At 53.1% G+C, this 25846-nt stretch carries 28 protein-coding genes and 1 tRNA gene; 6 read left to right on the plus strand and 23 right to left on the minus strand.

The features are described 5' to 3' along the window. Nucleotides 1-35 precede the first annotated feature (35 nt). The 6 genes from purK to ppiB all read right to left on the minus strand — a co-directional run bounded on the left by purK (nucleotide 36) and on the right by ppiB (nucleotide 4812). On the minus strand, nucleotides 36-1103 hold the full coding sequence (purK, locus tag EV102420_RS11275; protein WP_042391725.1) for a 5-(carboxyamino)imidazole ribonucleotide synthase: 1068 nt from the start codon (nucleotides 1101-1103) through the stop codon (nucleotides 36-38). Further along, complete coding sequence (purE, locus tag EV102420_RS11280) at nucleotides 1100-1609, minus strand: 5-(carboxyamino)imidazole ribonucleotide mutase (protein ID WP_042391726.1); 510 nt, start codon at nucleotides 1607-1609, stop codon at nucleotides 1100-1102. Before purE ends, purK begins: the two co-directional genes overlap by 4 nt. 117 nt (nucleotides 1610-1726) lie before the next feature. Next, nucleotides 1727-2668: a DUF1848 domain-containing protein gene (locus EV102420_RS11285; RefSeq protein WP_042391728.1), complete on the minus strand. Its 942-nt coding sequence runs from the start codon at nucleotides 2666-2668 to the stop codon at nucleotides 1727-1729. Continuing rightward, a complete protein-coding gene (locus tag EV102420_RS11290) occupies nucleotides 2665-3501 on the minus strand; it encodes a hypothetical protein (protein ID WP_042391729.1) in 837 nt (278 codons plus the stop codon). Before EV102420_RS11290 ends, EV102420_RS11285 begins: the two co-directional genes overlap by 4 nt. A gap of 76 nt (nucleotides 3502-3577) precedes the next feature. Then, nucleotides 3578-4315: a UDP-2,3-diacylglucosamine diphosphatase gene (gene lpxH / locus EV102420_RS11295; RefSeq protein WP_042391732.1), complete on the minus strand. Its 738-nt coding sequence runs from the start codon at nucleotides 4313-4315 to the stop codon at nucleotides 3578-3580. A gap of 2 nt (nucleotides 4316-4317) precedes the next feature. Further along, nucleotides 4318-4812: a peptidylprolyl isomerase B gene (ppiB, locus tag EV102420_RS11300; RefSeq protein WP_042391734.1), complete on the minus strand. Its 495-nt coding sequence runs from the start codon at nucleotides 4810-4812 to the stop codon at nucleotides 4318-4320. Nucleotides 4813-4985: 173 nt separating this feature from the next. On the opposite strand from ppiB, the gene cysS reads away from it, so the two are divergent. Continuing rightward, the gene (gene cysS / locus EV102420_RS11305; RefSeq protein ID WP_042391735.1) at nucleotides 4986-6371 is read left to right on the plus strand and encodes a cysteine--tRNA ligase; all 1386 of its coding nucleotides are present in this window, start codon (nucleotides 4986-4988) and stop codon (nucleotides 6369-6371) included. A gap of 53 nt (nucleotides 6372-6424) precedes the next feature. Here the strand turns inward: cysS and malI are convergent, their stop codons facing one another. The 4 genes from malI to folD all read right to left on the minus strand — a co-directional run bounded on the left by malI (nucleotide 6425) and on the right by folD (nucleotide 10321). Further along, entirely contained in the window at nucleotides 6425-7441 is a 1017-nt protein-coding gene (gene malI / locus EV102420_RS11310) for a Mal regulon transcriptional regulator MalI (RefSeq protein WP_042391737.1), read from the minus strand. Between the two features lie 89 nt (nucleotides 7442-7530). Continuing rightward, complete coding sequence (locus EV102420_RS11315) at nucleotides 7531-9030, minus strand: PTS transporter subunit EIIC (RefSeq protein WP_042391739.1); 1500 nt, start codon at nucleotides 9028-9030, stop codon at nucleotides 7531-7533. Between the two features lie 210 nt (nucleotides 9031-9240). After that, nucleotides 9241-9453 carry a ribosome-associated protein YbcJ gene (gene ybcJ, locus EV102420_RS11320; protein ID WP_042391741.1) on the minus strand — a complete coding sequence of 71 codons (213 nt, stop codon included), beginning with the start codon at nucleotides 9451-9453 and terminating at the stop codon, nucleotides 9241-9243. 1 nt (nucleotide 9454) lies between these two features. Beyond that, entirely contained in the window at nucleotides 9455-10321 is an 867-nt protein-coding gene (folD, locus tag EV102420_RS11325) for a bifunctional methylenetetrahydrofolate dehydrogenase/methenyltetrahydrofolate cyclohydrolase FolD (protein WP_042391742.1), read from the minus strand. Nucleotides 10322-10548: 227 nt separating this feature from the next. Between folD and EV102420_RS11330 the strand changes: the two genes are divergently transcribed. Further along, nucleotides 10549-10625: transfer RNA gene (locus tag EV102420_RS11330), tRNA-Arg, on the plus strand. A 154-nt stretch (nucleotides 10626-10779) separates the two neighbouring features. Next, nucleotides 10780-11193, plus strand: coding sequence for a bleomycin resistance protein (locus EV102420_RS11335; RefSeq protein ID WP_042391744.1), 414 nt, complete (start codon nucleotides 10780-10782; stop codon nucleotides 11191-11193). Here the strand turns inward: EV102420_RS11335 and EV102420_RS11340 are convergent. Continuing rightward, complete coding sequence (locus EV102420_RS11340; protein WP_042391746.1) at nucleotides 11190-11528, minus strand: hypothetical protein; 339 nt, start codon at nucleotides 11526-11528, stop codon at nucleotides 11190-11192. The two genes, EV102420_RS11335 and EV102420_RS11340, sit on opposite strands and share 4 nt — an antisense overlap. Nucleotides 11529-11640: 112 nt before the next feature. Here EV102420_RS11340 and EV102420_RS11345 point away from each other — a divergent pair, with 112 nt between their 5' ends. After that, on the plus strand, nucleotides 11641-12615 hold the full coding sequence (locus EV102420_RS11345) for a UV damage endonuclease UvsE (protein ID WP_042391749.1): 975 nt from the start codon (nucleotides 11641-11643) through the stop codon (nucleotides 12613-12615). Nucleotides 12616-12622: 7 nt separating this feature from the next. Here EV102420_RS11345 and EV102420_RS11350 read toward each other — a convergent pair whose 3' ends face one another. The 9 genes from EV102420_RS11350 to EV102420_RS11390 form a co-directional block, all read right to left on the minus strand. Further along, nucleotides 12623-13984: an HdeD family acid-resistance protein gene (locus tag EV102420_RS11350; RefSeq protein WP_042391751.1), complete on the minus strand. Its 1362-nt coding sequence runs from the start codon at nucleotides 13982-13984 to the stop codon at nucleotides 12623-12625. Nucleotides 13985-14081: 97 nt separating this feature from the next. Next, a complete protein-coding gene (locus EV102420_RS11355; RefSeq protein WP_042391753.1) occupies nucleotides 14082-14990 on the minus strand; it encodes a LysR family transcriptional regulator in 909 nt (302 codons plus the stop codon). Between the two features lie 31 nt (nucleotides 14991-15021). Next, nucleotides 15022-16062, minus strand: a complete 1041-nt coding sequence (locus EV102420_RS11360) for an NAD(P)H-quinone oxidoreductase (RefSeq protein ID WP_042391754.1) — start codon at nucleotides 16060-16062, stop codon at nucleotides 15022-15024. A 69-nt stretch (nucleotides 16063-16131) separates the two neighbouring features. Beyond that, on the minus strand, nucleotides 16132-17136 hold the full coding sequence (locus tag EV102420_RS11365) for a fimbrial protein (RefSeq protein ID WP_042391756.1): 1005 nt from the start codon (nucleotides 17134-17136) through the stop codon (nucleotides 16132-16134). Between the two features lie 11 nt (nucleotides 17137-17147). Continuing rightward, nucleotides 17148-19634: a fimbrial biogenesis outer membrane usher protein gene (locus EV102420_RS11370; protein ID WP_042391758.1), complete on the minus strand. Its 2487-nt coding sequence runs from the start codon at nucleotides 19632-19634 to the stop codon at nucleotides 17148-17150. A gap of 17 nt (nucleotides 19635-19651) precedes the next feature. Next, nucleotides 19652-20329, minus strand: a complete 678-nt coding sequence (locus tag EV102420_RS11375) for a fimbria/pilus periplasmic chaperone (protein WP_042391760.1) — start codon at nucleotides 20327-20329, stop codon at nucleotides 19652-19654. A gap of 50 nt (nucleotides 20330-20379) precedes the next feature. Continuing rightward, entirely contained in the window at nucleotides 20380-20925 is a 546-nt protein-coding gene (gene yehD / locus EV102420_RS11380) for a fimbrial protein YehD (protein WP_042391762.1), read from the minus strand. A 261-nt stretch (nucleotides 20926-21186) separates the two neighbouring features. Continuing rightward, nucleotides 21187-21417 (minus strand): hypothetical protein, encoded by a 231-nt coding sequence (locus EV102420_RS22350; RefSeq protein ID WP_131406012.1) that lies wholly within the window; start codon nucleotides 21415-21417, stop codon nucleotides 21187-21189. Between the two features lie 123 nt (nucleotides 21418-21540). Continuing rightward, on the minus strand, nucleotides 21541-22650 hold the full coding sequence (locus EV102420_RS11390; protein ID WP_042391766.1) for an AI-2E family transporter: 1110 nt from the start codon (nucleotides 22648-22650) through the stop codon (nucleotides 21541-21543). Between the two features lie 170 nt (nucleotides 22651-22820). Between EV102420_RS11390 and EV102420_RS11395 the strand changes: the two genes are divergently transcribed. Both EV102420_RS11395 and EV102420_RS11400 read left to right on the plus strand, forming a co-directional pair. Then, nucleotides 22821-23336 (plus strand): cupin domain-containing protein, encoded by a 516-nt coding sequence (locus tag EV102420_RS11395; RefSeq protein WP_042391768.1) that lies wholly within the window; start codon nucleotides 22821-22823, stop codon nucleotides 23334-23336. 256 nt (nucleotides 23337-23592) lie between these two features. Continuing rightward, the gene (locus EV102420_RS11400; RefSeq protein ID WP_042391770.1) at nucleotides 23593-24030 is read left to right on the plus strand and encodes a hypothetical protein; all 438 of its coding nucleotides are present in this window, start codon (nucleotides 23593-23595) and stop codon (nucleotides 24028-24030) included. Nucleotides 24031-24077: 47 nt separating this feature from the next. On the opposite strand, the gene EV102420_RS11405 is transcribed toward EV102420_RS11400, so the two are convergent. Genes EV102420_RS11405 through EV102420_RS11415 form a run of 3 tightly spaced genes read right to left on the minus strand, consistent with a single transcriptional unit; the run spans nucleotide 24078 to nucleotide 25841 of the window. Next, nucleotides 24078-24857: a GGDEF domain-containing protein gene (locus tag EV102420_RS11405; RefSeq protein ID WP_042391772.1), complete on the minus strand. Its 780-nt coding sequence runs from the start codon at nucleotides 24855-24857 to the stop codon at nucleotides 24078-24080. After that, on the minus strand, nucleotides 24851-25267 hold the full coding sequence (locus EV102420_RS11410; RefSeq protein WP_042391775.1) for a DUF1987 domain-containing protein: 417 nt from the start codon (nucleotides 25265-25267) through the stop codon (nucleotides 24851-24853). Before EV102420_RS11410 ends, EV102420_RS11405 begins: the two co-directional genes overlap by 7 nt. Then, a complete protein-coding gene (locus EV102420_RS11415; RefSeq protein WP_208674013.1) occupies nucleotides 25260-25841 on the minus strand; it encodes a SiaB family protein kinase in 582 nt (193 codons plus the stop codon). Before EV102420_RS11415 ends, EV102420_RS11410 begins: the two co-directional genes overlap by 8 nt. Nucleotides 25842-25846: the final 5 nt, after the last annotated feature.

Consider the following 25846-nt stretch of genomic DNA (forward strand, 5'->3'; position numbering starts at 1 on the left):
TTACCCGGTGTACATGACAAAAAATGCGGAAACGCTTAACCGAGCTTCGCGCACGCCCATGCGATACCGCTGGCATACTCCGGCGGTAATAGTGGGACGATCGCTTCCAGGGTTGCGCTCAGGCGGTCGGTATCGCTGTCGTTGAGGTTCAGGTGCCCCACCTTACGGCCAGCGCGCACCTCTTTGTCATACCAGTGCAGATGCACCAGCGGCAGCTTCAGCCAGTCGTAGTTGAGATCGCTGCCAATCAGGTTGATCATCACCGACGGGGCATTGACCACCGGCTTCGGCAGCGGCAGGTCGGTAATCGCGCGCAGGTGCAGTTCAAACTGGCTGATCGACGCGCCGTTTTGCGTCCAGTGGCCGCTGTTGTGCACGCGCGGAGCCAGCTCGTTAATCAGCAGGCCGCCAGGGGTCACAAAGCACTCCATCGCCATCACGCCAACGTAGCCCAGCTCTGCCATGATCGCGCCCAGCATCGCTTCGGCCTGCGTCTGCTGCTCTGCGTCGGCCAGCGGGAAAGCCACGCTGGTGCGCAGGATCCCGTCCTGATGCAGGTTATGGGTCAGAGGATAGAACACGGTGCTGCCGTCGTGGCCGCGTGCGCCAACCAGCGATACTTCGCCGCTAAAGTTGATGCCCTGCTCAACGATGCACTCCCCGTAGCACTCCGCTGGCAGCGTCTCGGTTTCACCGGCGCGCAGACGCCACTGGCCGCGGCCGTCGTAGCCGCCCACCCGGCGCTTAACAATCGCCAGCTCACCCAGGGAGTCAAACACCTTAGGCCACTCGTCGGCGCTGGCCAGCAGCTGCCACGGCGCGGTCGCCAGCGAGAGACGGTCAAAGAGCTGCTTCTGAGTTAAACGGTCGGCAATAATTGGAAAGACGTCGCGATTAACAAATGCCGGATGACGCGCCAGCTCATGGGTCAATGCCGTTTCCGGCCAGCGCTCAATCTCGGCGGTAATTACGCTCTGCGCAAAGGGGACGGCTTCCGGCTCGTCGTCCAGCCCCACCGGCCAGACGGCGATGCCCAGCGGCTCACCAGCCTGACGCAGCATTCGGCCTAGCTGGCCGTTACCGAGGACGCATACCTGCTTCATGCCGCACCTCGCGGATCCGGGTTATCCAGCACCTCGTCGGTCTGGGCTTTACGCCACTCTGCCAGGCGCTGATGCAGATCGCGGTCGTGGGTCGCAAGGATCTGCGCAGCCAGCAGCGCCGCGTTGGCGGCACCGGCTTTACCAATCGCCAGCGTGCCGACGGGAATACCGCGCGGCATCTGAACGATAGAGTAGAGGCTATCGACGCCGCTGAGCGCCGCGCTCTGCACCGGTACGCCCAGCACCGGCACCAGGGTTTTGGCTGCGATCATGCCCGGCAGATGCGCCGCGCCGCCAGCACCGGCAATAATCACCTGATAGCCATTCTGCTCTGCGCCTTCGGCGAAGCTAAACAGTTTATCCGGGGTGCGATGGGCGGAAACGACTTCAACATGGTGGGGAACGTGCAGGATGTCGAGGACTTCAGCGGCGAACTGCATGGTTGCCCAGTCACTTTTGGACCCCATCACGATGGCGATACGTACCGGATTATTGCTCGAAGACATGCGTCTAAAAACTCCTGTGGATGTGCGGCATAGCGCGTAACAGGGCACAGAGAATAGCATGGAAATCAGGCAAGGAAAACGGTTGCGTCTGCTTGCCATGCGCGATTGTCAGAAGAATTAAAATAAATTCTGCTGGAAGATCATCGGCTCTAAAAGACGTGGATCGACGTTTTCAGAACTGCCTATCAGGAAAGGGCTTTGCGGATCGTGTTCCTTAAAGTTTTTGTTAGCTTGAGCGCTATTGAACGTAGCATAACAGTACTTACAGCCATGTAGACAGGTATTATAAACTCCGATATCGATGCTTTTTACGCAGCCGCAGGCTTCACGTTGACCTTGATCCTTGCTGCCAGCCAGCTGTAATCCAAATAGAGAGTTAATTAAGGCTTCATCAATACATTTGCCATGCTGAACGCCTTTCTGTGCCAGCTCAATATTTTCCGCACAGCTAAATATCGATAGTCCATGCTGGTAGGCAATAGCTGCTAACTTTTCCGCCATCAGCATGCAGAGATCCTGGTTTTGTGTAATATCGCTATAGATGAGTGAGTCGACGGTTTTTAAGTTTTTTTCAGTCTTCTGATAAAAATCAGCAAAGCTAATAACCACCCGCTCTGTATGGCCTTCTAACTCACGCGCAAGCTTGCTGAAGAGGCGAATATGCTCCTTAAAGGGGAGTAGATTCGAGAACAGTATGGGATCGTAGCGCCAGATGACTTTATCTTTGCCTATCTTCTCTGCTAGCCGTTTGAATACATCTAGCGCCTTGTGCGGGTTTAGCGTTTTGGGGTCCAGGGCACGTGGGTAGCCAGTGATCGTAAACTGGAAATAAAAACGATACCCTAACTGCATTAGCTCATCTATGTGAAGTAGCAGCTTTGTCGGATTGCGCGTCCAGAAAACAATCGCATCGACATCTTCAGGCAGTAGTGAGACGCGTGAAATTTGATTATAGTTAAAAGGATTTCTGGTCAGTAAAAAACCAGCTCGAATACGGTTCATAAACCATTCGCTATAAAAAGCCGGAATATCCGTTCTACGACTGGCGCTGATAATCATCGCGTATATTCCAAAATCTGATAATTCATAAACATATTTGTAAATACAGGACTTTTATTTGCATTACATGCTTCTTCACAATCATCTCTACAAATAGGTAGGATGTCGGGGTAATGAAAATTTTGATTGATTCGTTTAAGTCCGTGGGAACGATTCTCTCCTTGATAATTATAATAGGTTTCAGTTCTGTCGTCCGAACATTCAAAACCCATACGAGTTAATGCGCTGTCGATACTTCCAAAAATATTAATATGGTGATCGTTTCTTCTGTGTTCGGTGCTTATAAACGAGTTTAAAAAGAAAATTCTCTCTTTAGATGTTTGTGCGATTTTTTCGGCGAATGCGTCTAAATTCGCGTTTGCAGCAATATCGCCAAGCGATTTGGGGAAGACAAACACGTCATACTGATTAAGCTCGTGTTGACTGATATCATCTATCGAGGCGTTATTAAATGTGATGTTGTCAGCGTGTGCGGGTAATAATGCTCTGCTTTCCCATGCGCATACATCATAACCAGTATAATGAAAGGTAATGTGGTCCATGTTGTGACTAAGCGCATAATAATCAGGAGATAATCCACAGCCAAATGATGCTACATTTATATCATAAGGACCATTAGGCAATAATCGATTTTTTAACTCCTCCGCAAGTATGCAGTATTCAAAATAATAAGCGGGAATGAATCTCAGAGCATAAATCTTCTGATAAGTGATATTATCATAACTGCCATTTTCAGGAAGAGTATCAGAAAATTTACATAATTTCCCATCTCTCATAATGCTGTCATGAAAGCTCAGGACAAAATGATGTATGAAATCTCTGTTGATGTTCATATTTTACTCCAGACACATTTAATGATCGCAGAGTAAACATAGCCTAGAGATTAATTACTGATCCAAATCACTATTTTTAGTTATTTTCTTCATTGAATGGAAAGAAATTGAGTTCTACTTTGCCATGATCAACATATATCATCGAGCCTTCGCTATGCCAGGCCCCCAGCACGCAGCGAAAAGCCGGTTCGCCGTTGACGGTCAGCTCGTGCACCGCCGGGCGGTGGGTATGACCATGGATAAGCCACTGTACCTTATGACATTCCAGTGCATGGCTCACTGCCTGCTGGTTCACATCCATAATGGTGAGCGATTTGCTGCTGTTGGCCGCTTTGCTGTCGGAGCGCATCTTTGCGGCCACCTTATGGCGGATAAACAGCGGCAGGGCAAGAAACAGCTTTTGTAGCCAGGGTTGGTGGACCTTGGCACGAAACGCCTGGTAGCCCGCGTCGTCGGTGCACAGGGTATCGCCGTGCATAATCAGCACCCGGCGACCGTAGAGGTCGAGCACCACCTCTTCCGGCAGCAGCGTCATGCCGCTCTCGCGAGCGAAGCGCTTGCCCAGCAGGAAGTCACGGTTGCCGTGGATAAAGTAGCAGGGGACGCCGCTGTCGCTCACTGTTTTTAGCGCGGCGGCAACCTGGCGGTGGAGCGGGTTGGGATCGTCGTCGCCAATCCAGGCTTCAAACAGATCGCCAAGAATGTAGAGGGCGTCGGCGTCACGCGCCGTACCGGCCAGAAAACGCAGAAAACCGGCGGTGATCGCCGGTTCTTCTGTACACAGATGGAGATCTGCGATGAAAAGCGTCGCCACGATTACTCGCTGACGGTCACGTTTTCGATGATCACGTCTTCTTTAGGAACGTCCTGGTGCATGCCGCTGCGACCGGTAGAGACCGCTTTGATTTTGTCGACCACGTCCATGCCTTCAACCACTTCGGCGAATACGCAGTAGCCCCAGCCCTGCATGTTTTCACCGCTGAAGTTCAGGAAGTCGTTGTCTGCCACGTTGATGAAGAACTGTGCAGTAGCAGAGTGCGGTGCCTGGGTACGGGCCATCGCCAGCGTGCCACGGGTGTTTTTCAGGCCGTTGTTCGCTTCGTTTTTGATCGCGTCTTTGGTTGCTTTCTGATTCATGCCCGGCTCAAAGCCGCCGCCCTGGATCATAAAGCCATTGATAACACGGTGGAAAATGGTGTTGTTGTAGAAACCTTCGCGGCAGTAGTCCAGGAAGTTCTTAACAGTTTCAGGCGCTTTGTCATCAAACGTTTTGATTACGATATCGCCGTGATTAGTGTGGAAAGTAACCATTTTTGCATCCTGTTCCGGTAGTGTAGAGCATCGACCCAGCTGTGGGTCACGTATAGTCGCCTGTTATAGCATAACCGCAAGGTTCGATCACCTTGCAAAGGGTGCTGCTTCGGTTATCAATTATGGGTATCATACCCACTTCATTCTCCACACACGTCTCAACGGAATCTTTGATGCTAAAAATTTATAACACCCTGACGCGCCAAAAAGAGGAATTTAAACCTATTCATGCCGGGAAGGTTGGCATGTACGTGTGTGGTATCACCGTTTACGATCTCTGTCACATCGGTCATGGCCGGACCTTCGTCTCCTTTGACGTGGTCGCGCGCTACCTGCGTTTCCTCGGCTATGAGCTGAAGTACGTGCGTAACATCACCGATATCGACGACAAGATCATCAAACGCGCTAACGAAAACGGCGAGAGCTTTGTCGCGCTGGTGGATCGCATGATTGGCGAGATGCACGCTGATTTCGACGCCCTGAACATCCTGCGTCCCGACAGCGAGCCGCGCGCTACCCACCATATTCACGAAATCATCGAGATCACTGAACGCCTGATCGAACGTGGCCATGCCTACGTGGCCGACAACGGCGACGTGATGTTCTCCGTGCCCACCGATCCCAACTACGGCAAGCTGTCGCGCCAGGATCTGGAGCAGCTGCAGGCCGGAGCTCGCGTTGAAGTCGCCGAGATCAAACGCAACCCGATGGATTTCGTACTGTGGAAGATGTCCAAGCCGGGCGAGCCGAGCTGGTCGTCACCGTGGGGCGAAGGGCGTCCGGGCTGGCACATTGAGTGCTCGGCGATGAACTGCAAGCAGCTGGGTCACCATTTCGACATTCACGGCGGCGGATCGGATCTGATGTTCCCCCACCATGAAAACGAAATCGCCCAGTCCACCTGCGCGCACGACGGCGAGTACGTGAACTACTGGATGCACTCCGGCATGGTGATGGTTGACCGCGAGAAGATGTCGAAATCGCTGGGCAACTTCTTTACCGTGCGTGACGTGCTGAAGTATTACGATGCGGAGACCATCCGTTACTTCCTGATGTCCGGTCACTACCGCAGCCAGCTCAACTATAGTGAAGAGAACCTCAAGCAGGCGCGTTCGGCGCTGGAGCGTCTCTACACCGCGCTGCGCGGCACTGACAAATCCGTTGCCGCAGCGGGCGGCGACGCCTTTGAAGCGCGCTTTGTTGAGGCGATGGACGACGACTTCAACACCCCGGAAGCCTACTCGGTGCTGTTCGACATGGCCCGCGACGTTAACCGTCTGAAAGGTGAAGACATGCAGGCGGCGAACGCCATGGCATCCCATCTGCGTAAGCTGGCTGCCGTGCTCGGCCTGCTGGAGCAGGAGCCAGAAGCTTTCCTGCAGAGCGGTGCGCAGGCGGACGACGGTGAAGTTGCAGAGATTGAAGCCCTGATCCAGCAGCGTCTGGACGCCCGTAAAGCGAAGGATTGGGCAGCGGCGGATGCGGCGCGTGACCGTCTGAATGAGATGGGGATCGTGCTGGAAGATGGCCCGCAGGGAACCACCTGGCGTCGTAAGTAAAACGTACGTGTTTTGTAGGCCGGGCAAACGCAGTGCCGCCCGGCGATTTCCCATTAAGCTGACTCGCGCGTCACCAGCTGTCCCGAGAGGGTGATGCGCTGGGTCAGCAGATCCGGCTCTTTGATTTTGCGGATCATCAGCGACGCCGCCTGGCGTCCGGTCTCCTCGCTTGCCGACGATACGTAGGTAAACGAGGGCGACGTTAAGTTCACATGCAGCATATCTTCGAAACCTATCAGCGCCACCTGCTGCGTCAGAAACACATCTTTCCCTACCGTACGTCCTACATGGTGAATCCCGGAGAGCGAGCCGATCATTGCATCTGGCGAGTGGCAGAGCAGGGCGGTGATGGTGTTGTTCTTCTCCAGCAGCTGCCGGGTCGCGTGGCTCGCCGCGTGGGTCCCCTCCATGCAGGCCGGGGTCGACTCTTCCCGAGTGACTAACCCGTACTGGGTCAGCGCGCTGCGAAACCCGGCCAGCCGCTGCTGGCGGATCAGGCTGTTCTCCGCGCCGCCGATGTAGGCAATGCTGCGGTGGCCGCGCTCGATCAGGTAACGGGTAGCGAGGCTGGCGGCCTGGCGGTTATCGCGCATCACTAGGTTGCACTCCTCCTCCAGCAGGGATTGCGATACCACAACCAGTGGCAGAGGGCAGGTGCGGATCGGCGTAGGCAGGCGAGAGGTGGTGGCATCGGAGGCGAGGTAGATCACGCCAGCCACACCCTGCTGCTTAAACGAGAGCAGGCAGCGTTCAAGGCTGTCGCTATCGTTGAGAGGCTGGCTGAGAAAGACCATGTAGCCCTGCTTCTCCAGCTCCAGTACGGTGCTGGCCATCACCTTCACCGAGAAGCTGTCGCTAAAGTCACGCAGGATCAGGCCAATCAGATTAGAGGTATTGGCCCGAAGATTGGCCGCCGCCACGTTGTGGACGTAGCCGAGGGTGTCGATCGCCTGCTGCACCTTTTCAATTGTGGCGGTCGATATTTTTCCTTTTTGGCGAAGCACCAGCGAAACGGTGGAGACGGAGACCCCCGCCAGCTTCGCGACATCAATAATGCTAACCTTCTTCAAATCCACTCCCTGAACTTAACGGCTATGCAGTCAACGATGAAAAGTCTCCTGTACGATACAGGAGACCTTATCACCTTAACAGCGTCAGGTTACTTGCCGATCATGCCCGACATGGTCTGGGCAATAAACTGCGCACGTGCGCCGAAAATCACCTGAATACCGTTATCGCCAACGAATACCACGCCGCGTGCACCGACGCCGTTCAGGCCATCTTTGTCCACCAGCTCACTCTTCGCGACTTCAAGGCGCAGGCGGGTGATGCACGAGCCTACTGAGCTAATATTCTGCGCGCCGCCCAGCAGGGCCACGATCTCGGTTGCCAGTTCGTCATCGGTTTTATCGTTAACGTTAGCGGTCACTTCGGTACGGCCCGGCGTTTTCACATCGAAGCGGCGGATCACAAAGCGGAAGGTGAAGTAGTAGATCAGCCCCATCGGGATGCCGACGATAATCGCGTTCAGGAAGTTGGTCTGGTAGCCGTTAAACGACGGTAGAATACCGAACGAGATATAGTCGATCAGGCCCGCCGAGAAGGATTTCGCAATGTGCGCATGGAGCAGATACATGCACATATACGACAGCCCGGCCATGATGGCGTTAAAGACGTAGAGCACCGGCGCAACGAAGATAAAGGTAAACTCAACCGGCTCGGTGATCCCGGTCAGGAAGCAGGTCAGCGCGGCGGAGAAGAGAATACCGGAAGCGATCTTTTTGTTACGGGTATGCGCCTCATGATACATCGCCAGACAGGCCGCCGGCAGCGCAAACAGCATCAGCGGGAACTCGCCCTGCATGAACTTACCGGCATTCTGGTAGGTATCGCTGCTGAACGATTTAGCCCCTTCTTCCAGCATTTTGAACCAGATGGTCTGATCGCCGTGAATAACCTGGCCCGCCTGGGTGGTGTAGTCGCCAAACGAGTACCAGAATGACGGATACCAGATGTGGTGCAGGCCGAGCGGGATCAGCGCACGTTCCACCAGTCCGAAGATAAAGGTCGACGCGGCCTGGTTATCGCCGTTTACGACTACCGAGAGTGCATCGATACCCGCCTGGATATGCTGCCAGACGTAGGGCAGCAGCAGGCCGAGCAGGAACGACAGGAACGCGGTAGCAATCGCCACAAAGCGTTTACCGGAGAAGAAGCCGAGGAATTCCGGCAGCTGCATGGTGTGGAAGCGGTTATAGCACCACGCGGCGAGGATGCCGCAGATCAGGCCGCCAAAGACGCCCATCTGCAACGTCGGGATGCCGACCACCATGGCATACTTCCCACCCTGGGAGGCCATCTCTGGGGTAATCGACAGCACCGTGCCGATGGTCATGTTAGTGATAAACACCGAGACCGCCGCCGAAAGCGCGGCAATGCCGGACTCCGACGCCAGGCCTACCGCAGAGCCGATGGCAAACAGCAGCGGTAGGTTATCAAAGATAACCCCACCGGCGTTCATCATCAGCGGCAGGTGAAACTTATCGCCAAACGCCAGCAGCAGACCTGCGGCGGGCAACAGCGAAATTGGCAGCATCAATGCGCGGCCAATCATTGATAACTTCGAGAGCGATTTTACGAACCCCGACAGCAGACTCATGCGGTTTTCCCCCAATTATAGAAACCCTGGTGATGGCGTAATTGTTGTTAGTAGAATTGTAAGTAGAACGTTTTAGTAGAACGTTTTACTTATCGTGATTTAAGCCATGGCGGGCCGCAACAGAAATCTGCTGGGAAGTCAGACGAATTTGTTATTCTTTGACGTGGATCGAGCAATGGCCCTTATGAGTTAAGGGCCATTAAGGCGGGATTAATCAGTTACAGTGATACTTTGACCGTTAAACGTGACCGTTTGTCCTGCTACGATCTTGCAGCGCTTGCGGGTTTCTACCGCGCCATCGACGCTGACCAGGCCATCGGCAATAAAATTCTTCGCCTGCGCGCCGCTTTCACTCCAGCCTTCCAGCTTCAGCAGATCGCACAGCTCAACGTGCGGATGTTTACCTAAAGAGAATGTTGCCATCTTATGCTTCCTTTACGTCGTGATACTCTTCGCACGCCTGCAACGTATTCTGAATCAGCGTTGCGACGGTCATCGGGCCTACGCCGCCCGGAACGGGGGTGATATAGGCGGCACGCGAGGCGGCGTCTTCATACACCACGTCGCCGACCACTTTGCCGCTCTCAAGACGGTTGATGCCCACGTCAATGACGATCGCACCCTCTTTGATCCACTCCCCAGGAATAAAGCCCGGTTTGCCCACGGCGACGATCAGCAGATCGGCGTTCTCAACATGCTGGCGCAGGTTTTTGGTGAAGCGGTGGGTAACAGTGGTGGTGCAGCCTGCCAGCAGCAGCTCCATGCTCATCGGGCGGCCGACGATATTGGATGCGCCAATCACCACGGCGTTCAGGCCGTAGGTATCGATGTTGTAGCGTTCCAGCAGGGTCACGATGCCACGCGGCGTACAGGGGCGCAGACGCGGCGCACGCTGGCACAGGCGGCCTACGTTATAGGGGTGGAAACCGTCAACGTCTTTATCCGGCGATATACGTTCCAGCACCTTCACGTTATCGATACCCGCCGGCAGCGGCAGCTGAACCAGAATGCCGTCAATCTCACCGTCGGCGTTAAGCGTGTCGATCAGGGTCAGCAGTTCGGCTTCGCTGGTGGTTTCCGGCAGATCGTAAGAGCGGGAGATAAAGCCCACCTCTTCACAGGCTTTGCGTTTGCTACCAACGTAGATCTGCGATGCAGGGTTGCTACCCACCAGCACAACGGCCAGCCCAGGTGCGCGAAATCCTGCCGCAACGCGGGCCTTCACTTTTTCCGCAACCTCAGAGCGCACCTGCTGCGCAATCGTTTTACCATCAATAATCTTTGCTACCATCAGAGAGAAGATTCCATCTGTAAATTGAAGTAGAGGGGATTGTGTATAGTGTGTCAGAAGCGCGCCGCGCTGTCAGTTAACGTTTGCATTATTCGCACGGCGAGGGGACGTAAAGTGCGGCTCGATGCTCATTTCACCAGCATCTGACGCCAAAGCCATTGACTCATCGGGCGTTGACCGTATAATCCCAGGCGTTTCCATCGTTTAGGTGGGACATCTCGCGCAATGCGCCCTTAGCTCAGCTGGATAGAGCAACGGCCTTCTAAGCCGTAGGTCACAGGTTCGAATCCTGTAGGGCGTGCCATTAGTATTCAATAAGTTACGAATTTTTTAGTTCGAACTACCTCTCTTTCTGTGTCATCTTTGAGTCATTGTTACTAAAAGCCACACCTATTTTGGGTAGACTCGCTGAAGTTATTAGGTGCAAGGTGGGCTTATTTGCTTTTCAAGGGCTGACAATGACCGACCAAAGCTACTGGAACCGCATGGTTCCCGAACTGACCGTAACGGATTTTCCCGCCTCGCTGCATTTTTACGTCGAGGTTCTCGGCTTTTCCGTCATGATCAGACGTCACGATCCGGAGTTTGCCTATGTGTGCATGGGCGAGGCGCAGCTAATGCTGGAGCAGTACCACGACGGCGGCTGGAATACGGCGGAACTCGTGCGGCCGCTTGGGCGCGGGGTGAATTTTCAAATCGAAGTGGACGATGTCGCTCCGATCCTCTCCCGCCTGGAGGCTAATAGCGTTGCGCTATACCGCCCCCTTCGCGACAACGTCTACAGTACGGGCGAGGGGGAGGCGTGCCAGCGGGAGTTTCTGGTTCAGGATCCTGACGGCTATCTTCTGCGCTTCAGCCAGTACCTCGACTAGCCGTTCATCCTGGCCAGCAGCAGGTCTGAACAGCTTTTCGGCGTATCCATCGCGCTCTGCTTCTCGGCAGCGCTAAGCTGATCCCAGGCGTGAAGCACGGCTTCGCCCAGCGATGAAGAGAAATGGGTTTTCTTCAACGCATAATCCGAATTGCCTCCCTCAATCATCTGCTCCATCTCGGTCAGTCCAGCCGTGGGTGAGCTGCTCTTCACGGTGCAAAGCACGGAGGCGTAGTAGGCCTTATCCTCATCGCTATAGTGCGGAACCAGCCACCAGGCTAGCAGCGCAACGACGGCAACGAGAACAATAACAGTGCGGGGTTTAACTTTTTTCATATCAGTAACGGCAGCCGTAAAAAATTGAGTCGATAGTATAGCGTCTCCGCTTAAACAGAAGGGCTACGATAATCACTGCTACACTCACACAAGGATATCTTGTGGAGGACACATGAAATTAGGCTTCGCTTGTAAGTTTCTGGACCCGGATTTAAAGCAGCGTTTCCCCTTTAAAGCCACCACCCGTACGCGATTTTTGAGTCTGGAGAGCGAAGCGCGATCAACGCTAATCTACACGCTGTCAGCGACTAACCTGACCAACCTCTATCTGCTCTTTCAAGAGTTGGCGCAGCTGCCACCCGCGCTGCGGATGATGCGCATCGGCAGCGACCTGCTGCCGCTCTATACTGTGCCCGAGGCCACGGCGCTGTATAAAGAGTTTCTGCCGGAGCTCTATCCGCTGTTTACTAAATGCGGTGAGTTTGCCCGCGCGAATGACATCCGCCTCTCATTTCATCCTGGTCAGTACTCGGTTCTCGCCTCGGATAATGTGCTGGTGGTGGAGCGAGCGCTGGAAGATGTGGAGTACCATACGCTCTGCGCCACGCTGATGGGCTATGGCAAAACCTTCCAGGATTTCAAAATCAACATTCATATGAATGGCAAAGCGGGCTTTGCCGGGTTTAAAAGCGCGTTCGGCAGGCTCAGTCCGGAAGCCCGGCGCATGCTGACCGTCGAGAACGACGAGATCTCCTGCTCGCTGGACGATGTGCTGCAGGCGAAAGATCTCTGCCCGATCGTGGTGGATATTCACCATCACTGGGTGAAAGAGGCGGAGTTTATCCAGCCCAGTGACTCACGCATTGAACAGGTAAAGGCGTCGTGGCGGGATGTCAGGCCGGTGATGCACTACTCCATCTCGCAGGAGGGGATTATCCCCGAACAGGGATTCCCGGAGCAGAGCAGCCTGGGCGTGCCAAAAACCAAGCTCAGGGCGCACTCTGACTTCTTCTTCAATCCAACGCTAAATGATTGGGCGCTGTCGTTTGCGGATTTTGACATCATGTGTGAGGTGAAGATGAAAAACCTCGCCCGCGACAGGCTCTATGAATATGCGCTGTCAGGGGTAACGTCATGTTCTGAGTAGGGCTCCGCTACTCCCTCTCCATCCCTTCGCCGCTTTCGCCTCTCTCCCAGGCAACCCGGCGATGGAACATCCTTTTTAGCGCGCGGCCCAGGGTATTGAACCAGCCGGTAGGACGCGGGTCGGCGAGCATGCTCAGGGCCCGGGCATAGTCCAGCACCAGCCCTGGCGTCCACGCCATCGTCTCCGCGCGCTTGCGCAGCTGGAGCGCTACCCACAGTTCTGGGGTAGACATGAGCTTACCCATCGCCATCCAGAATCCGCGAGAGTGCCACAGCCTGCCGACCGAGCCCTCCAGCGCAGCTTCCAGCGCCCGGGCCACGGTGCTGGAGCAGTTTCGGTGCGTCAGATTGTAGGACTCATCTTTGCGATAGCTCTCCCAGAACGCTGCCAGCCGCGCCTCGCTGTAGTTGCGGATGCGCACCTTGCGGGTCGAGGGACACCACTGTACGGACTCCGTGGCATAGTCCGGCTGAAACTGCCCCGGCACGTCGTTCTCAGGCGTGGCGCGCAGAGTGCGGGCAAAGGCGTCCGGCGAGCGATCAATCTGTACGGCAGGATAGAGGCTGATGTAGATGCCGCCGGGAGATTCCAGCGCGGCATGACCGGTAGAGATGACGCCGTTGCGATCCACGGCGGCGATATAGCGGCTGATGACCGGGCGTGGAACGGCCTCGCTCGCGGCGGAGCCCACCGGCGTCCAGACGTGGACGGTCAACGCTTTCTCATCGTCCTCCGGCGGGCCACTCCACTCCACCACGGCGGGAGGTGGCATCTCCGTCTCCTGCATAAACTCTTCGCCTTTCAGGCCAGGGTTAATCGCTGCCCGCTTAACGCGGTTTGCGAGGATAAACAGGTTCCAGCCGGCAAAGGCCAGCACCAGGCCAAGACAGTAGGGGACGGTGCCGGCATAGTTAGAGGGCCACGGCTGGAAGAAAAACAGGGCCAGCACGATCTCAACGATCCCGCCCCACAGCGCAGGCCGCCAGCGTTGATAGCGGACGACCACCGCAGAGGCGATCTGTAGCGCGCCGTCAAACAGGAAGAGCAGGCCGAAGATCATGGACAGCAGGAAGTTACCATCGTGGTTCCCGGCGAGGACCAGCACCGCAGCAAGAGAGAACGCCGCGCCCTTAACGTAGCGCAGGATGCGTTGGCCTCCCATGCCGCTGTGGGCCACCATCAGCGTCGCGACGCCTTCAAACAGCAGCAGCGAAGCAAAAATCTCAATGGGAAAGAACAGCGCGCCGTCCAGGGCGTCGATAAACAACACCACGCCCGCGACCAGCGTCACCCAGCCAAAACGACGCAGTCCGCGCCAGTGCGATCGCAAAAAATCAATGCCAAGCAGGATCAGGGTTAGCCGCATCATAGGCGCGTATCCGCAATAAACTTTCCCTATTTATAACCTGGCCGCCGACAGCGTGCGCAATGAATTGTCTATTTTGTAATCATCGCTGGAGGCGACATCACGCTCCTGCTACCCGCTGCGGAAAGCGCTCTAATAGCCAGTCGATAAACACCCGCAGCCGATGCGTGACGTGACGGCTCTGCGGATAGACCACGTGAAAAGGGTAGGGCGCTGGCCGCCACGCGTTGAGGATCTCCACTAGCGTACCATTGTGCAGCGCTTCCGCTATTGAATAGCTGAAGGTCTGGATAACGCCCAGCCCCGCCAGGCCTGCCGCCAGATGCGCGTTACTCTCGTTAACGCCGATACGATGATCGACCTTAATGTCCGTTTTCTCGCCGTTATGCTCAAAACGAAAAGGGAAGGCTCTGCCGTTTTGCGGCGAAAGATAGCTTACCAGCCGATGGCCGTTTTTGAGTTCGTCCGGGTAGGCGGGGGTGCCGAAGGTCTTCAAATATGCTGGCGTCGCGCAGGTGATCAGCGTTGCCGAGCCAATATGGCGTGCAATGAGGGATGAACTCTCCAGCGGGCCACCGCGGATCACGCAGTCCACGTTATCGCTGATAAGATCCACCGTGCGATCGGATACGCCCAGATCGATGCGGATATCCGGATAGCGGGTCATAAACTCGGGAAGGATAGGGATGAGTACGTCGCGGGCGGTAGACCCGCCGATGTCGATACGCAGCAGGCCATGGGGCTTACCATGGGCAGCGCTAAAGGAGGTGTCAATATCTTCCAGATCGCGCAGAATGCGGGCGCTCTTTTCATAGTAGTCTCGTCCCTCGGGGGTGACCGTCACGCGCCGGGTGGTGCGCTGGAGTAGGCGCACGCCAAGGTGCGCCTCCAGGTCTTGAATCAGCTTGCTGACCGTAGCATTGGGCATCTCCAGCGAGTCTGCCGCTCGGGTGAAGTTACCTGCCTCTACTACCCGGGCAAAGGCCCGTATCGCCACCAGCTGATCCATCTATAATCCCCGTTTGTCATATTACGGCTGATTATATACGGTCCTTTGCTTCATCCTCATCTGCAATTAACACCACTTTGCCGATGTGCGTCCCTTCGTCCAGCAGCCGATGGGCATCAGCAGCCTGCGTAAGCGGGAAGGTTTTGTAGATCTGCGGTTTCAGCTTTCCAGCCTCGATCAGCGGCCAGACGTTGTCGTTAAGCGCTTCAATGATCTCCGCCTTGGCAGCAGGCGAGCGCGAGCGCAGGGTAGAGCCGATATGCATCAGCTGCTTGGTGAGCATCGGGAACAGGTTTAGCTCTTTCGCCGGGCCTGCAAGCACGCTAATTTGCACGATGCGCCCGTGCATCGCCGCGGCCTCATAGTTGCGCGCGACGTAGTCACCCGCAATGATGTCGAGGATAATGTCGGCGCCATGCCCGTCAGTCACCTCTTTGACAATCTCTACAAAGTCTTCCTCTTTGTAGAGTACGGCGACGTCTGCGCCCAGCTTCAGGCTGGCCTGGCGGTGCTCGGCGGAACCCACGGTAGTGATGATTTTGGCTGCGCCAAAGGCCTTCGCCAGCATGGTCGCCGTGGTGCCAATGCCGGACGCGCCGCCGTGGATCAGGATGATGTCGCCCGCTTTAAACTGGCCGCGCTGGAACATATTCAGCCAGACCGTCATAAAGGTTTCCGGCAGCGCTGCCGCTTCGACAAAGTTCAGTCCGGACGGCAGCGGCAGGGTGTTGCTCTCATGGGCGGTACAGTATTCGGCATAGCCGCCGCCGGTGATCAGGGCTGCAACGCGATCCCCCGGCACAAAGTTCTGCACCTCAGCGCCCACGGCAACCACCATACCCGATACCTCTAAGCCTGGGATATCAGACGCTCCCGGCGGTGGCGCATACTGCCCCTTACGCTGCAACACGTCGGGACCGTTCACCCCTGCGGCAACGGTGCGGATCAGCACCTCATTTGCCTGCGGCCGGGGGACAGGGCGCGTTGTCGCCTGCAGAACTTCCGGGCCGCCGGGCTGGGTAATGTCAATCGCGGTCATGGTGTCAGGGAGGGTATAGGCTTGTTCGGACATCGTTTTCTCCTGTGGTCTTTTACCTCATTATGGTTCAAGAACCACAGGTGAGTTTGTTATCGCTTGCTCTTAATCGTAATCGACCACGACTTTGACCTTGCTTTGTACGTTGCCAGTAACAACATGATCACCATAACGTGCATAGCGGACCTTCAAATCGAGTGGAATGATTTTATTGTTTTCCACAACATTACCAAAGTCAGCTATGGTAAATTTTTGGTCAGGGGCAAAAGTGATAGCTTTATCCTTATTTTTTAATTCAAAGCCAACCTCTCCTGCACTTCCCGAGTTTATTCCAAGCTCATTCACTAAAACTCCATGTGAGGGAGGGGTGATCGATTGGAATCGATAAGTAATATTACTGGTGGCCACGCCGGTTGAGCTACTACATTGCAATGAAGGCTGCGGGTTCGGTACAACAAAACTGTTGGTGTCAATATCTTGATAGCTAATGCTTGCAACAGTAATGGTTTGGTTTTTAAATGTACAGGTGGTTGGGGTGAATGTCGGTCTTATCGTAACATAGTAAGTATATTTTTGATTGATATTAGAGCCTATGCTACATTGATTGGCGGCACATTCAGCTGGCTTTATCATAATGTAATTATTTAATTTTTTTGACGTGTTTGCAGTAATAGTTCCAGCAAGGTTGCCAGTATAGTTGCTTTGTACGCTGTACTTTAATTTATATTTAAGATTGTTTAGTTCGTTCGCATGGTGATCAATGGTTTTCTCGGGGGGGAATATGCCGGAATCAAAAGAAGAGTCTTGTTCCAGAGAGATTTTAACATATAGCTTGTGTTTTTCCTGTTCAATTAAATAGTATTCGGCATTGCCTTGTCCAGCTATTAAAGTAAATTTATTAAGTTGCGGAGATGTGTCTTCGCAAATAAAGGTGTTAATGCTATTGCTCGGGAGGCTAATAGGTTGTGTGATTTCTTGATCTCCTGCGTTTAGATCAATAGGAATCTCCTTAGCGGTGAAATCACTCTGAATGTCAACTCCTTTTATTAAACAATAGGCTTGAGCCTGAAAAACAGAAAAAACTGTTATGAGTGCCAGTAAAATACGCATAATCATTCCTTTTAGCGGCAGATATATATTTTGCTTTCGTCGATTGTCTTGCCGAACGTAATAGTACAGGATAGGCCCTGTTGTTTGTCCGTCGCCACGCGAACCCGCTGGGGAACGTTATTGGTACGAATAAATAGCTGGCTGCCCTGCGCGACCACGCCTACGTTATGACCTGTCTCATCCTCTACTTCATGACCGAAGGTCAGAGGCGTGCCATCCGGGCGTTTAGCTCTGAAGAACCAGGGTTTACGTTCGTCGGTATCAAACTTAGCCAGTACGACTGCCCCGCGATACGGCACTACCGCTTTACGGTTACCGTTTAACGCAACGTCGCTATCGGCATGGGTCGTATCGAGCAGAAGCGTATTTTCGCGATAGGGGGTCAGGTTGCTATAGATCGCTTTACCTTGTCTGCTCGTAGTGTTGTATTTATTACCCTGTACGGAAATGCCTTCCATTCCGGGGGCATCAATAATGGCAAAAGTGTCACTCAGGGAATTCGTCAGGTTAATGCCGCCGCCCCATGCAACTACGCCGCCGTGAATGCTGCCGCTGGCCTGGTTGTAGCGGTTGGACTGGCTATAGCTGCCATCCAGGGTAGCAAAAGGTGCGTGCCAGGTGAGGTTTGCCCCGGCTGCGGTTTCATTATCCTGCCGCTGGTGGCTCAGGTTAACGCCATAGTTAAACTGATCTTTGTCGCCCACAATGCCGTTAATATTAGTGTTGTTCTGCTGGTAGCCATCATCATCAAAGGTAGTGCTGTTAGAGATATACAGGTCGCGCCGAGGCGTAGCAATGTCGTCGCCCCAGGAGAACGGAATGGAGAAGTAAATATTGAAGCGTTTATCTTCCCGATCGTCCTCATCGTAAGACTGGCTGGCAGAGAGCGTATAGGTCACACGCGACCAGTTGTTGGAGTAACTGAGTTGGAGATCGTTGCGTGTTCCGCCTCGCTGCCAGTAGTCACGCCACAGAGCGCTACCGGAGAGCGAGCCCCAGCCTGCGGGCAGCGCCTGGTTGATCGCCAGCGAGACGCTGTTTTTACGGCCAAAGTCGTTCTGATAGTAGTCGGCGATATCGTAAAAATCGTTTTCGTCACGGTGGTAGCTATTTTTACTGTTCGCCCAGACATGGTCGTTAAAGGTGCGGTAGTCTTTCGACGAGTAGCGCCAAGCGGCCATTGATAGCTGGGTGCCGGTTGGCGACAGATATTTACTCCAGGTTACCTGATAACTCTGTCCGTCATAGGTTGCGCCATCATCCTGGCTGCTGTGGGAGCGCGTAACGTCCAGTGAGAAAGCGCCTAAAGGGGTATTCCAGCCGCTACCCAGCAGGAAGGCATTATAGTCATCCGCTAGCATCGTGCCGGTATAAAGGGTAATCAGGTTATTAACGCCATACTGCCAGCTTCCCTGCATAAAGTCTGCCTGGTTACTGGCTCCCTCAATGTGGCTGCGTCCGGCAGCAATATCATATTTTACCACGCCTGGCTGGAGCATCTTGGGTACGCTGGAGTAGGGCACTAGATAGTGTGTCGTACTGCCATCTGCCTCTTTTACGGTAACGTCCAGGTCAGCGCCACCACCGGCCAGCTGAAGATCGTCAATAGCAAACGGGCCAGGCGGCACGTCGCTCTGGTAGACCACAAAGCCGTTCTGCTCGATGGTGACCAGGGCATTACTCTGAGCAATCCCTCTCACCACTGGAGTGAAATTCTGTTTGGAGTTGGGTAGCATCTGCATATCACGCCATAGCCGGACACCCTTAAAGCGCACGGAATCAAACAGTTCACCGTCGGTATACATATCCCCTGCACGTGCGGTGCTCATCAATTCAGGAATGCCGCGCTCCAGATAGAGCGTATTGCTTTTCCATTTGCCACGATTGTCGTCGGATTTGGTGTAGTTGGTGCTGGAGTGTAGCTGGTAGCCCAGCAGGTTCAGGCCGCTGTTAAAGTTGGCATAGCTGTTCTTACTGGTGCCGTTTTGTCTGTAGTCGCTATAGTATTGGCTGGCATAGTAGGAGGTATACAGTGCATTAATACCCCTATCCCATGTCTCCGGGGGCATATAGCCGCGCTCATGGGCACTAACCCAGGCCTGAGGAACGGTGAGCTTGAGTGCAAGCTGGCTGATATCATAGTCAACGCTGCCGCCCTGTACGGCTTCGTTGAGTACAAGGCAATCGTCTGACTTTAAATTTTTAAACGCGTCCGTTTTGATACCTATCTGCTGAATTTGGAAAACAGGTAAACAGGTTTTTGCCGGATCTTCCGTTACCACCAGGCTGTAGCGCCCGCGCCATTCATTATTGAGGTAAATATCCAAATCGTATGCCCCGGACATGGGCTTATCGCCGTCCAGCGCCAGGTCAGACGTTTTGGTGCCTTTTAATCCCCCATGGAGAAAATGGGTATCAAAGGTTTCGGCATGTGCAGAAAGAATATGCAAAAGCAAAGAGGAGACTATCCCCATCGTGATGAGGTTAATTTTATACATAGCGACATCCCTGACAATTAATTACTTTTAATATTTTCGAGTAAATAGTTTCCGTAATCGTCAATAAGCGTGACAGCGTACTGGTTAGCCGCTGGTGCGCCAGGTAAATTCACGTTGGCATGCGGGGCCAGTAACAGCGTATCTTTGTTGGCTTTTACCGTGCTTTTAATTTCAGGAATTGTCAGCCAGTTTGCAGAGGTATTCTCAACGGTGAGGCCGTTGCTAGCACGCGTGATATGTATCTTAGAAAACGTCTCTTTATTTATTCCCGCCACGCTGGTTGGTCGGAAAATAAGTTTGATTCTGTTTTGTAGAGCGAACTTTAACTGGTTTGTTTCAGCGCCGCTAGCGTCATTAGGAGGAATGTCCAGCACATTAAGATAGTAGAGCGACTCACGATCTTGGGGTAAATTCGCTTTGATAAACTTGATCTTTAATTGCTGCCCGGTATTGCCTTTGACTTTTACAACCGGGGGGGTTAGCAGAAAAGGAACCTGAAGTTTTTCCGGTGGTGTCTGCGTATCACCATCGTCAATCCAGGCCTGTACTAAAGCGCTACGCTCGCCTTGGTTCATGAGCTGAACGGTGACCTCTTTCTGCGCCGCCGGGTAGATAACTCGTGTCCCATAGATATAGACGCCGCTCCAGGCAGGAAGCGCCGTAAGGGCTAGCAGGGCCGCTAAAATCCTTTTCATTTTCCTGTCTCCGCAAGAAAAAAACCGGCAGTATTCTGCCGGAATTGTAATTAATCTGCTATTACAGTAAAGGTAACCACTGAATTTACGGTACCGCCACTAACTGTCTCACCGGGAGCTCGGGCATATTGTGCTGCGATGTCAAAAGTATAAGTGCCTTTGTCATTTGCTGTAAGGGCAATTGGAGTTTTTCCGTCGATGTTAATGCGCTGGTCGTTAATTAATAGCGCATAGCCAACGCCTTTTGCCGTGCCGGTGTTTTTAGTCACGCCGGCTACGCCGGTGCCTTCAAACTCATTAGAGCGGAATCTAAGTTTGGGAATCTCAAGAGGATTGCTGCATTTTACAGTAAAAGGCGTAGTGGTTTCATTTTTATAGCCATTATAAGCTTTGCCTTTGGTGAGCCCTTCTACAACATCAAGTCCGATTTGATGCATTTGGATCTGCGCAGATTGAGCATTTGCAACAAAATGGCATGTGGTGCCTTTAATGACGCCATTAATGGTAAGCGTGCCCATATCCGTATCCGCAGCAAAAGCGGCAGGGGCAGCACAAGAAACAGCTAATACAGCAGCAGTAATAAACGACTTTTTCATTTCAATATTCCTTTTTGATTGAAACATAAATAAACATGACTTCATTTGACAAAACAAGAATTGCACAGGGAATTAACATCAGCAATGTTCATAAGCGTTTTTATTGATGTAAAGCAATTTACGGGGCTTATTATATTTGGCGTGATTATATTATAGAGGAGTCATTCATTCATGTAATAAATAACTGTAATTAACCGAGGCTAAAATAAAAACGGGCTGTAGAGGCACAACCCGCAGGGATTTTTAGTATGAGAAAAGGAATCAATCCCAAGAGGTGACAATCACTTTTCGATTTTCATCGTCGGGCAGGGAGACAACCTGAGTGGAGACGCCGCGCTGTACGGCAGGCTGGCCATCAGGCTTAACGGTATTCATGGTAAAGGCAGACGGGAGAACCATACCCGAAATAGAGAGCGTAGCGGTATCTGAAGCTTGGGCATTAACCGCACACGCCAGCAATGCAGAGGCAACGAAAGTCAGAGCTATTTTCATACATGTGGAACCACATCAAAAGGCAGGGAATTCCAAAATAGAGCGTTTTTTGTTCCAGGTCAATTTATGCTTAAAGCTGGCAAAATTTGTTGCGGCCAGGCACTGCCTGGCCGCAGGGAGTAGTTAAGATTCAGGCGGCTGTCGCCCCTCCTCGATAAACTCATCGTCCAGCTCGTCGGCGTTGCCCTGATGGTCTTTCCCGGATAGCAGGTTCCAGCAGGCCAGGAACAGCGCGGCAATCAGCGGCCCAATCACAAAGCCGTTAATGCCGTAGATCTCCAGACCGCCAAGAGTGGAGATGAGCACCAGGTAGTCGGGCATTTTGGTGTCTTTACCCACCAGCACCGGGCGCAGCAGGTTATCCACCAGTCCGACGATAATCACAAAGAAGCCGACAATAAAAAAGCCCTGCCAGATCTGACTGGTGGCAAAAAGGAAGATGGCCGCAGGCACCCAGATAATCGCCGAGCCCACCGCAGGAACCAGCGACAGGAAAGCCATGAGCGCCCCCCACAGTACACTGCCGTCAATGCCAGCAATCCAGAAGCCGATGCCGCCCAGTATGCCCTGTATCACGCCAATCACTACCGTACCCTTTACCGTGGCGCGGGAGACGGCGGCAAACTTAGCAAATAGATGATGTTTTACATAGCGTGACAGGGGCAGCGACTCCAGCGCCTGGTTGACAATATACGGCCCATCTTTCAGCAGGAAAAAGAGCAGGTAGAGCATAACGCCAAAGTTAATGGTAAAGCTGAAGGTGCTCTTACTGATCAGGAACGCGCTGCCAGCAAGATACTGTCCGCTTTTTAATGCTACCTGCGACAGCTGGTGCTGGATCTGCGTGGCGTTATTCAGGTCGTGATCGGCCAGGAACTGCTGGGCCCAGCTGGGAAGATGGGCGATAAGATCGGCAACCACAACCGGGAACTGGGTATTGTTGTCCTGGAGCTTGGTATAAACCGTGTTGGCCTCAAACGCCAGCGACGAGAGAATGATCGCTAATGGCGTAAAGACGATAAGACAGATAATCAGCACCGTCAGCAGGGAGGCAATCCCGTTGCGCCCGGCGATCCTGTCCCGTAGTCGGTTTTTGAGTGGTTGAAAGATGACCGCCAGTATCGCTGCCCATAAAATGGCCGAGTAGTAGGGGGTCATGATGTTAAAAAACGCCAGCGTAACGACCAGCAATATCAGGATGAAAAAGCCTTTCGTTAATCCCTTAAATCTCATATCTACTTCTCCGGTATGTGATGCACTTCTCGAAATATAGAAGGTACTGGATAGATTACCATTTTCAGCTCCGTAATAGAGACCGTTAGGCAGGGAAGACGCATTTCTGGCAGGGGATAACAGAAGTGGCTACGCTAAAATAACCCTCCTCTTTTTCTGGAAGAGAGACTATGCCGGACGTAAACGATTCAACCTCAGTTCTGCTATTGGCCGCAAATGGCTGGGTGCCGAATAACCCGTATTTACCTGTGCTTATTTACCGCCGGGTTTTTACCCCTGACGAAAATGGCGTTGAAACGGCGCAGCAGCTGTTTGAAAAAAATGGCTGGCCCGCACAGTGGGTAGATGGCATTTATCCTTACCACCACTACCACAGCAATGCGCATGAGGTGCTGGCCATTGCGCGCGGCGAGGCCCGGCTTATGCTCGGCGGCCCGGAAGGGAAGGAGGTGACTGTGCGCGGCGGCGACATTGTGCTGCTGCCTGCGGGGACGGGCCACTGCAATCTTCATAGCAGCGACGATTTCACCGTGGTAGGCGCTTACCCGCCGGATCAACAGTTTGATCTGTGTCGCGGGGCGCCCACCCCAGAAATGCTGGCGGCTATTGCCAATGCGCCTTTTCCACATTGCGATCCGGTATACGGTGAAAAAGGGCCGCTTATTAAGAACTGGTTAAACATTTAAGCAGCGCTAACATAATCGTAATAACTAATTTCACTCTTTGAAAAATGCCGGAAAAGATGAGGAGTTGTTTTTGCTGATAAAATCACAAAATTTATCTGCTTAATTAATAATTAACCCTTTACAAACGTAAATCTGTGTAATTATTACCCACTTAGACTCGATATATTCTGAAAGTAATGCTGTTTGCTAAGAGATCCGCTATAAAAGTTAATGATATATAATTTTTCATAACAATAGATGATAGCCAGAGGCATGTATGCAAATAATCTATTTCAAAGTGGAATGCCTGTTCCCGGAACTTTTACCTTCATCAACAGTTACTCTTAAAGAGGTAGTATTAACAAGAGAGAATGAAGTTATATCAACTTTTTCTAACTTGAAAATTAATAGGTTACCCTTTTATAGCTTCCATTTAGTGCCTGTTGGGTTCAGAAAAATTGAACATCTTATTAAGGGCGAGCCTGGCAAGCATTTACAGTTCTCCTCCGGCTATCTGCAGTCTGGTGAATACCGGGTAGAAACCCCCAACGGAGAGAAGGTGCTTGGCTATGACGCGCTCACTGCCCTGTGGCGACTGGCTGACGAGAATGATGAGGAGCGTTATCTCACGACCAATGAGTTTATTTCGCGAGACTTTGCGATTATTCGCCCAATAAAATTAGTTTATCGTAACCGCCGAGATATTACCTGCTGAGTAAAGCTCTCTTCGATTTTAAAATATAATATATCTTGCCTGCGGGGTTATCCCGCGCGCAGGCTTTCATTTAATGACGGAAGAGCGGCTGGTTTAACTTCCGGACGAAATAGTGACTCATGTAAAGCAACCTGGTTACGGCCGCGTTTTTTTGCGGTATAGAGCGCGACGTCGGCTGCGCTATAGAGGGCTTCAAAATCGCTGTGGCGCACGCCAAGGCTTACCCCAAAGCTGGCCGTAACATATTGCTGGGGCAGACAGTCCAGCGGGGAGGCACTTAGCGACGCATGAATATAACGCGCAATAATTATCGCCTCTTCAAGGCGGGCATGGGGCAACAGAATAGTAAACTCTTCGCCACCTACGCGACCAATAGAGGCCTGTGCGGGAAGGGCATGACGTATGCGCGACACCAGAGAGCAAATGACCTTATCACCCATTGGGTGACCATACTCATCGTTAATGCGCTTGAAGTGATCGATATCCAGCAGGACCAGCGCCACGTTGCCCTGTGTCAGGGCGTGGTTGATATGGTTAATGATCGCGCTGCGGTTATAAACGGCGGTGAGCGGATCGTGGGTCGCTTCATATTCAAGGCGAGCGGCCAACTTTTGTAGCTCATCGTTCATGCGCGTAAGTTCGCGTTCGGCACGATCGCTGCGGGAGATCAGACGGTAAGACTGGCGGATGAGCCGCTGATAGTGCTTTGCCACCGTCCACAGCTTTTCGCGGCACTCTTCGGCGGGCAGCCGCGCATCGGCGGCGGCAACCCGGGCGTCTTCCAGAACGGCGTACTCTTCCTGGAATAGCTCGTTGATATCTAACATGCGTTAAGGTCCGGCGTTAAAAAGACGGCAAGCGCCGGGAAATCAAGACTAACTTCCTGGCCAAACTCTTCGGAAATATCGTCATCTGCATCGTAATACCAGTGTAGCTCGCAGGCTTTGCCGCGTTTTGCAAAGCCGTTCAGGGACTCAAAGAACTCGAACAGCAGCTTGGTGCTGGAGCTATTGAAGTAGCTCAGCGCAACGTGCAGCTGTAGCGGAGCCGATTCGGCAGGGATCTCCTCTAGCCAGCTCTCAACGGCCTGCAACAGCGGGCGGAAGAAGGCGGCGGCGTTTTCCGGGTAGGCTTCACCTTTAAGCACCAGACGATGCGCCGCAAAATCAAAATTCACTTCCGGCGTGGCAGAGGTTGCTGCAAGCACAATCACGGTGGGCAGTGTGGTATCAGTCATGGCAAAAGGTGGCCTTTAGGTGGAATGCGGAGAGCGAACTCGCCGCCAGAGGATGAATGCGGTACTCCAGCGGTTCGCTGGTATCTCGCGCCATGGTCAACAGGCCAATGTTAGCCCCTTTACTGGTCGCGGGTGCTTCGCTACGTAAGTTCTGTTTCCAGGCCTGTTTGATTTCGGCCTGGGTCATCGTGCGCAGCACGTCGAGGTTGTTTTGCAACAGAGAGGACGCTTCATATCCCACCAGATTAGCGGTTTCGAGATAGTAGTTAGCGTGATCGGTGTGGAGACAGAGTGAGCCAAAGCGCAGCTCCTCTTTATCTGTACCGATGTAGCGCTCGTCGCTAGAGTAACGCACGATGTTCTGACCCATCTCAATAAAGACGGAGAAGAGTCGACGGCGCAGCGGCAGGGAAGACTCGTGCTTATCCAGCCATGCTCGCACCACGTCACCCATCGCCACAATATGCTGTTGCGAAAAATAGCCGGTGTAAAACAGCTCCACCGCGCTCTGTCTTTGTAAAGTAATCAACGGCAGCAGAACCGCGTCTTTGACCTGCAGGTCACTTAATTTCATATTGT

Source organism: Pseudescherichia vulneris NBRC 102420 (genome assembly GCF_000759795.1).
Taxonomy (GTDB): Bacteria; Pseudomonadota; Gammaproteobacteria; order Enterobacterales; family Enterobacteriaceae; genus Pseudescherichia; species Pseudescherichia vulneris.

Coding starts and splice junctions, on each gene's coding strand:
- purK (WP_042391725.1), bottom strand. CDS start 1,103: ATGAAGCAGGTATGCGTCCTCGGTAACGGCCAGCTAGGCCGAATGCTG.
- purE (WP_042391726.1), bottom strand. CDS start 1,609: ATGTCTTCGAGCAATAATCCGGTACGTATCGCCATCGTGATGGGGTCC.
- EV102420_RS11285 (WP_042391728.1), bottom strand. CDS start 2,668: ATGATTATCAGCGCCAGTCGTAGAACGGATATTCCGGCTTTTTATAGC.
- EV102420_RS11290 (WP_042391729.1), bottom strand. CDS start 3,501: ATGAACATCAACAGAGATTTCATACATCATTTTGTCCTGAGCTTTCAT.
- ppiB (WP_042391734.1), bottom strand. CDS start 4,812: ATGGTTACTTTCCACACTAATCACGGCGATATCGTAATCAAAACGTTT.
- cysS (WP_042391735.1), top strand. CDS start 4,986: ATGCTAAAAATTTATAACACCCTGACGCGCCAAAAAGAGGAATTTAAA.
- EV102420_RS11315 (WP_042391739.1), bottom strand. CDS start 9,030: ATGAGTCTGCTGTCGGGGTTCGTAAAATCGCTCTCGAAGTTATCAATG.
- ybcJ (WP_042391741.1), bottom strand. CDS start 9,453: ATGGCAACATTCTCTTTAGGTAAACATCCGCACGTTGAGCTGTGCGAT.
- folD (WP_042391742.1), bottom strand. CDS start 10,321: ATGGTAGCAAAGATTATTGATGGTAAAACGATTGCGCAGCAGGTGCGC.
- EV102420_RS11335 (WP_042391744.1), top strand. CDS start 10,780: ATGACCGACCAAAGCTACTGGAACCGCATGGTTCCCGAACTGACCGTA.
- EV102420_RS11340 (WP_042391746.1), bottom strand. CDS start 11,528: ATGAAAAAAGTTAAACCCCGCACTGTTATTGTTCTCGTTGCCGTCGTT.
- EV102420_RS11345 (WP_042391749.1), top strand. CDS start 11,641: ATGAAATTAGGCTTCGCTTGTAAGTTTCTGGACCCGGATTTAAAGCAG.
- EV102420_RS11350 (WP_042391751.1), bottom strand. CDS start 13,984: ATGATGCGGCTAACCCTGATCCTGCTTGGCATTGATTTTTTGCGATCG.
- EV102420_RS11355 (WP_042391753.1), bottom strand. CDS start 14,990: ATGGATCAGCTGGTGGCGATACGGGCCTTTGCCCGGGTAGTAGAGGCA.
- EV102420_RS11360 (WP_042391754.1), bottom strand. CDS start 16,062: ATGTCCGAACAAGCCTATACCCTCCCTGACACCATGACCGCGATTGAC.
- EV102420_RS11365 (WP_042391756.1), bottom strand. CDS start 17,136: ATGCGTATTTTACTGGCACTCATAACAGTTTTTTCTGTTTTTCAGGCT.
- EV102420_RS11370 (WP_042391758.1), bottom strand. CDS start 19,634: ATGTATAAAATTAACCTCATCACGATGGGGATAGTCTCCTCTTTGCTT.
- EV102420_RS11375 (WP_042391760.1), bottom strand. CDS start 20,329: ATGAAAAGGATTTTAGCGGCCCTGCTAGCCCTTACGGCGCTTCCTGCC.
- yehD (WP_042391762.1), bottom strand. CDS start 20,925: ATGAAAAAGTCGTTTATTACTGCTGCTGTATTAGCTGTTTCTTGTGCT.
- EV102420_RS22350 (WP_131406012.1), bottom strand. CDS start 21,417: ATGAAAATAGCTCTGACTTTCGTTGCCTCTGCATTGCTGGCGTGTGCG.
- EV102420_RS11390 (WP_042391766.1), bottom strand. CDS start 22,650: ATGAGATTTAAGGGATTAACGAAAGGCTTTTTCATCCTGATATTGCTG.
- EV102420_RS11395 (WP_042391768.1), top strand. CDS start 22,821: ATGCCGGACGTAAACGATTCAACCTCAGTTCTGCTATTGGCCGCAAAT.
- EV102420_RS11400 (WP_042391770.1), top strand. CDS start 23,593: ATGCAAATAATCTATTTCAAAGTGGAATGCCTGTTCCCGGAACTTTTA.
- EV102420_RS11405 (WP_042391772.1), bottom strand. CDS start 24,857: ATGTTAGATATCAACGAGCTATTCCAGGAAGAGTACGCCGTTCTGGAA.
- EV102420_RS11410 (WP_042391775.1), bottom strand. CDS start 25,267: ATGACTGATACCACACTGCCCACCGTGATTGTGCTTGCAGCAACCTCT.
- EV102420_RS11415 (WP_208674013.1), bottom strand. CDS start 25,841: ATGAAATTAAGTGACCTGCAGGTCAAAGACGCGGTTCTGCTGCCGTTG.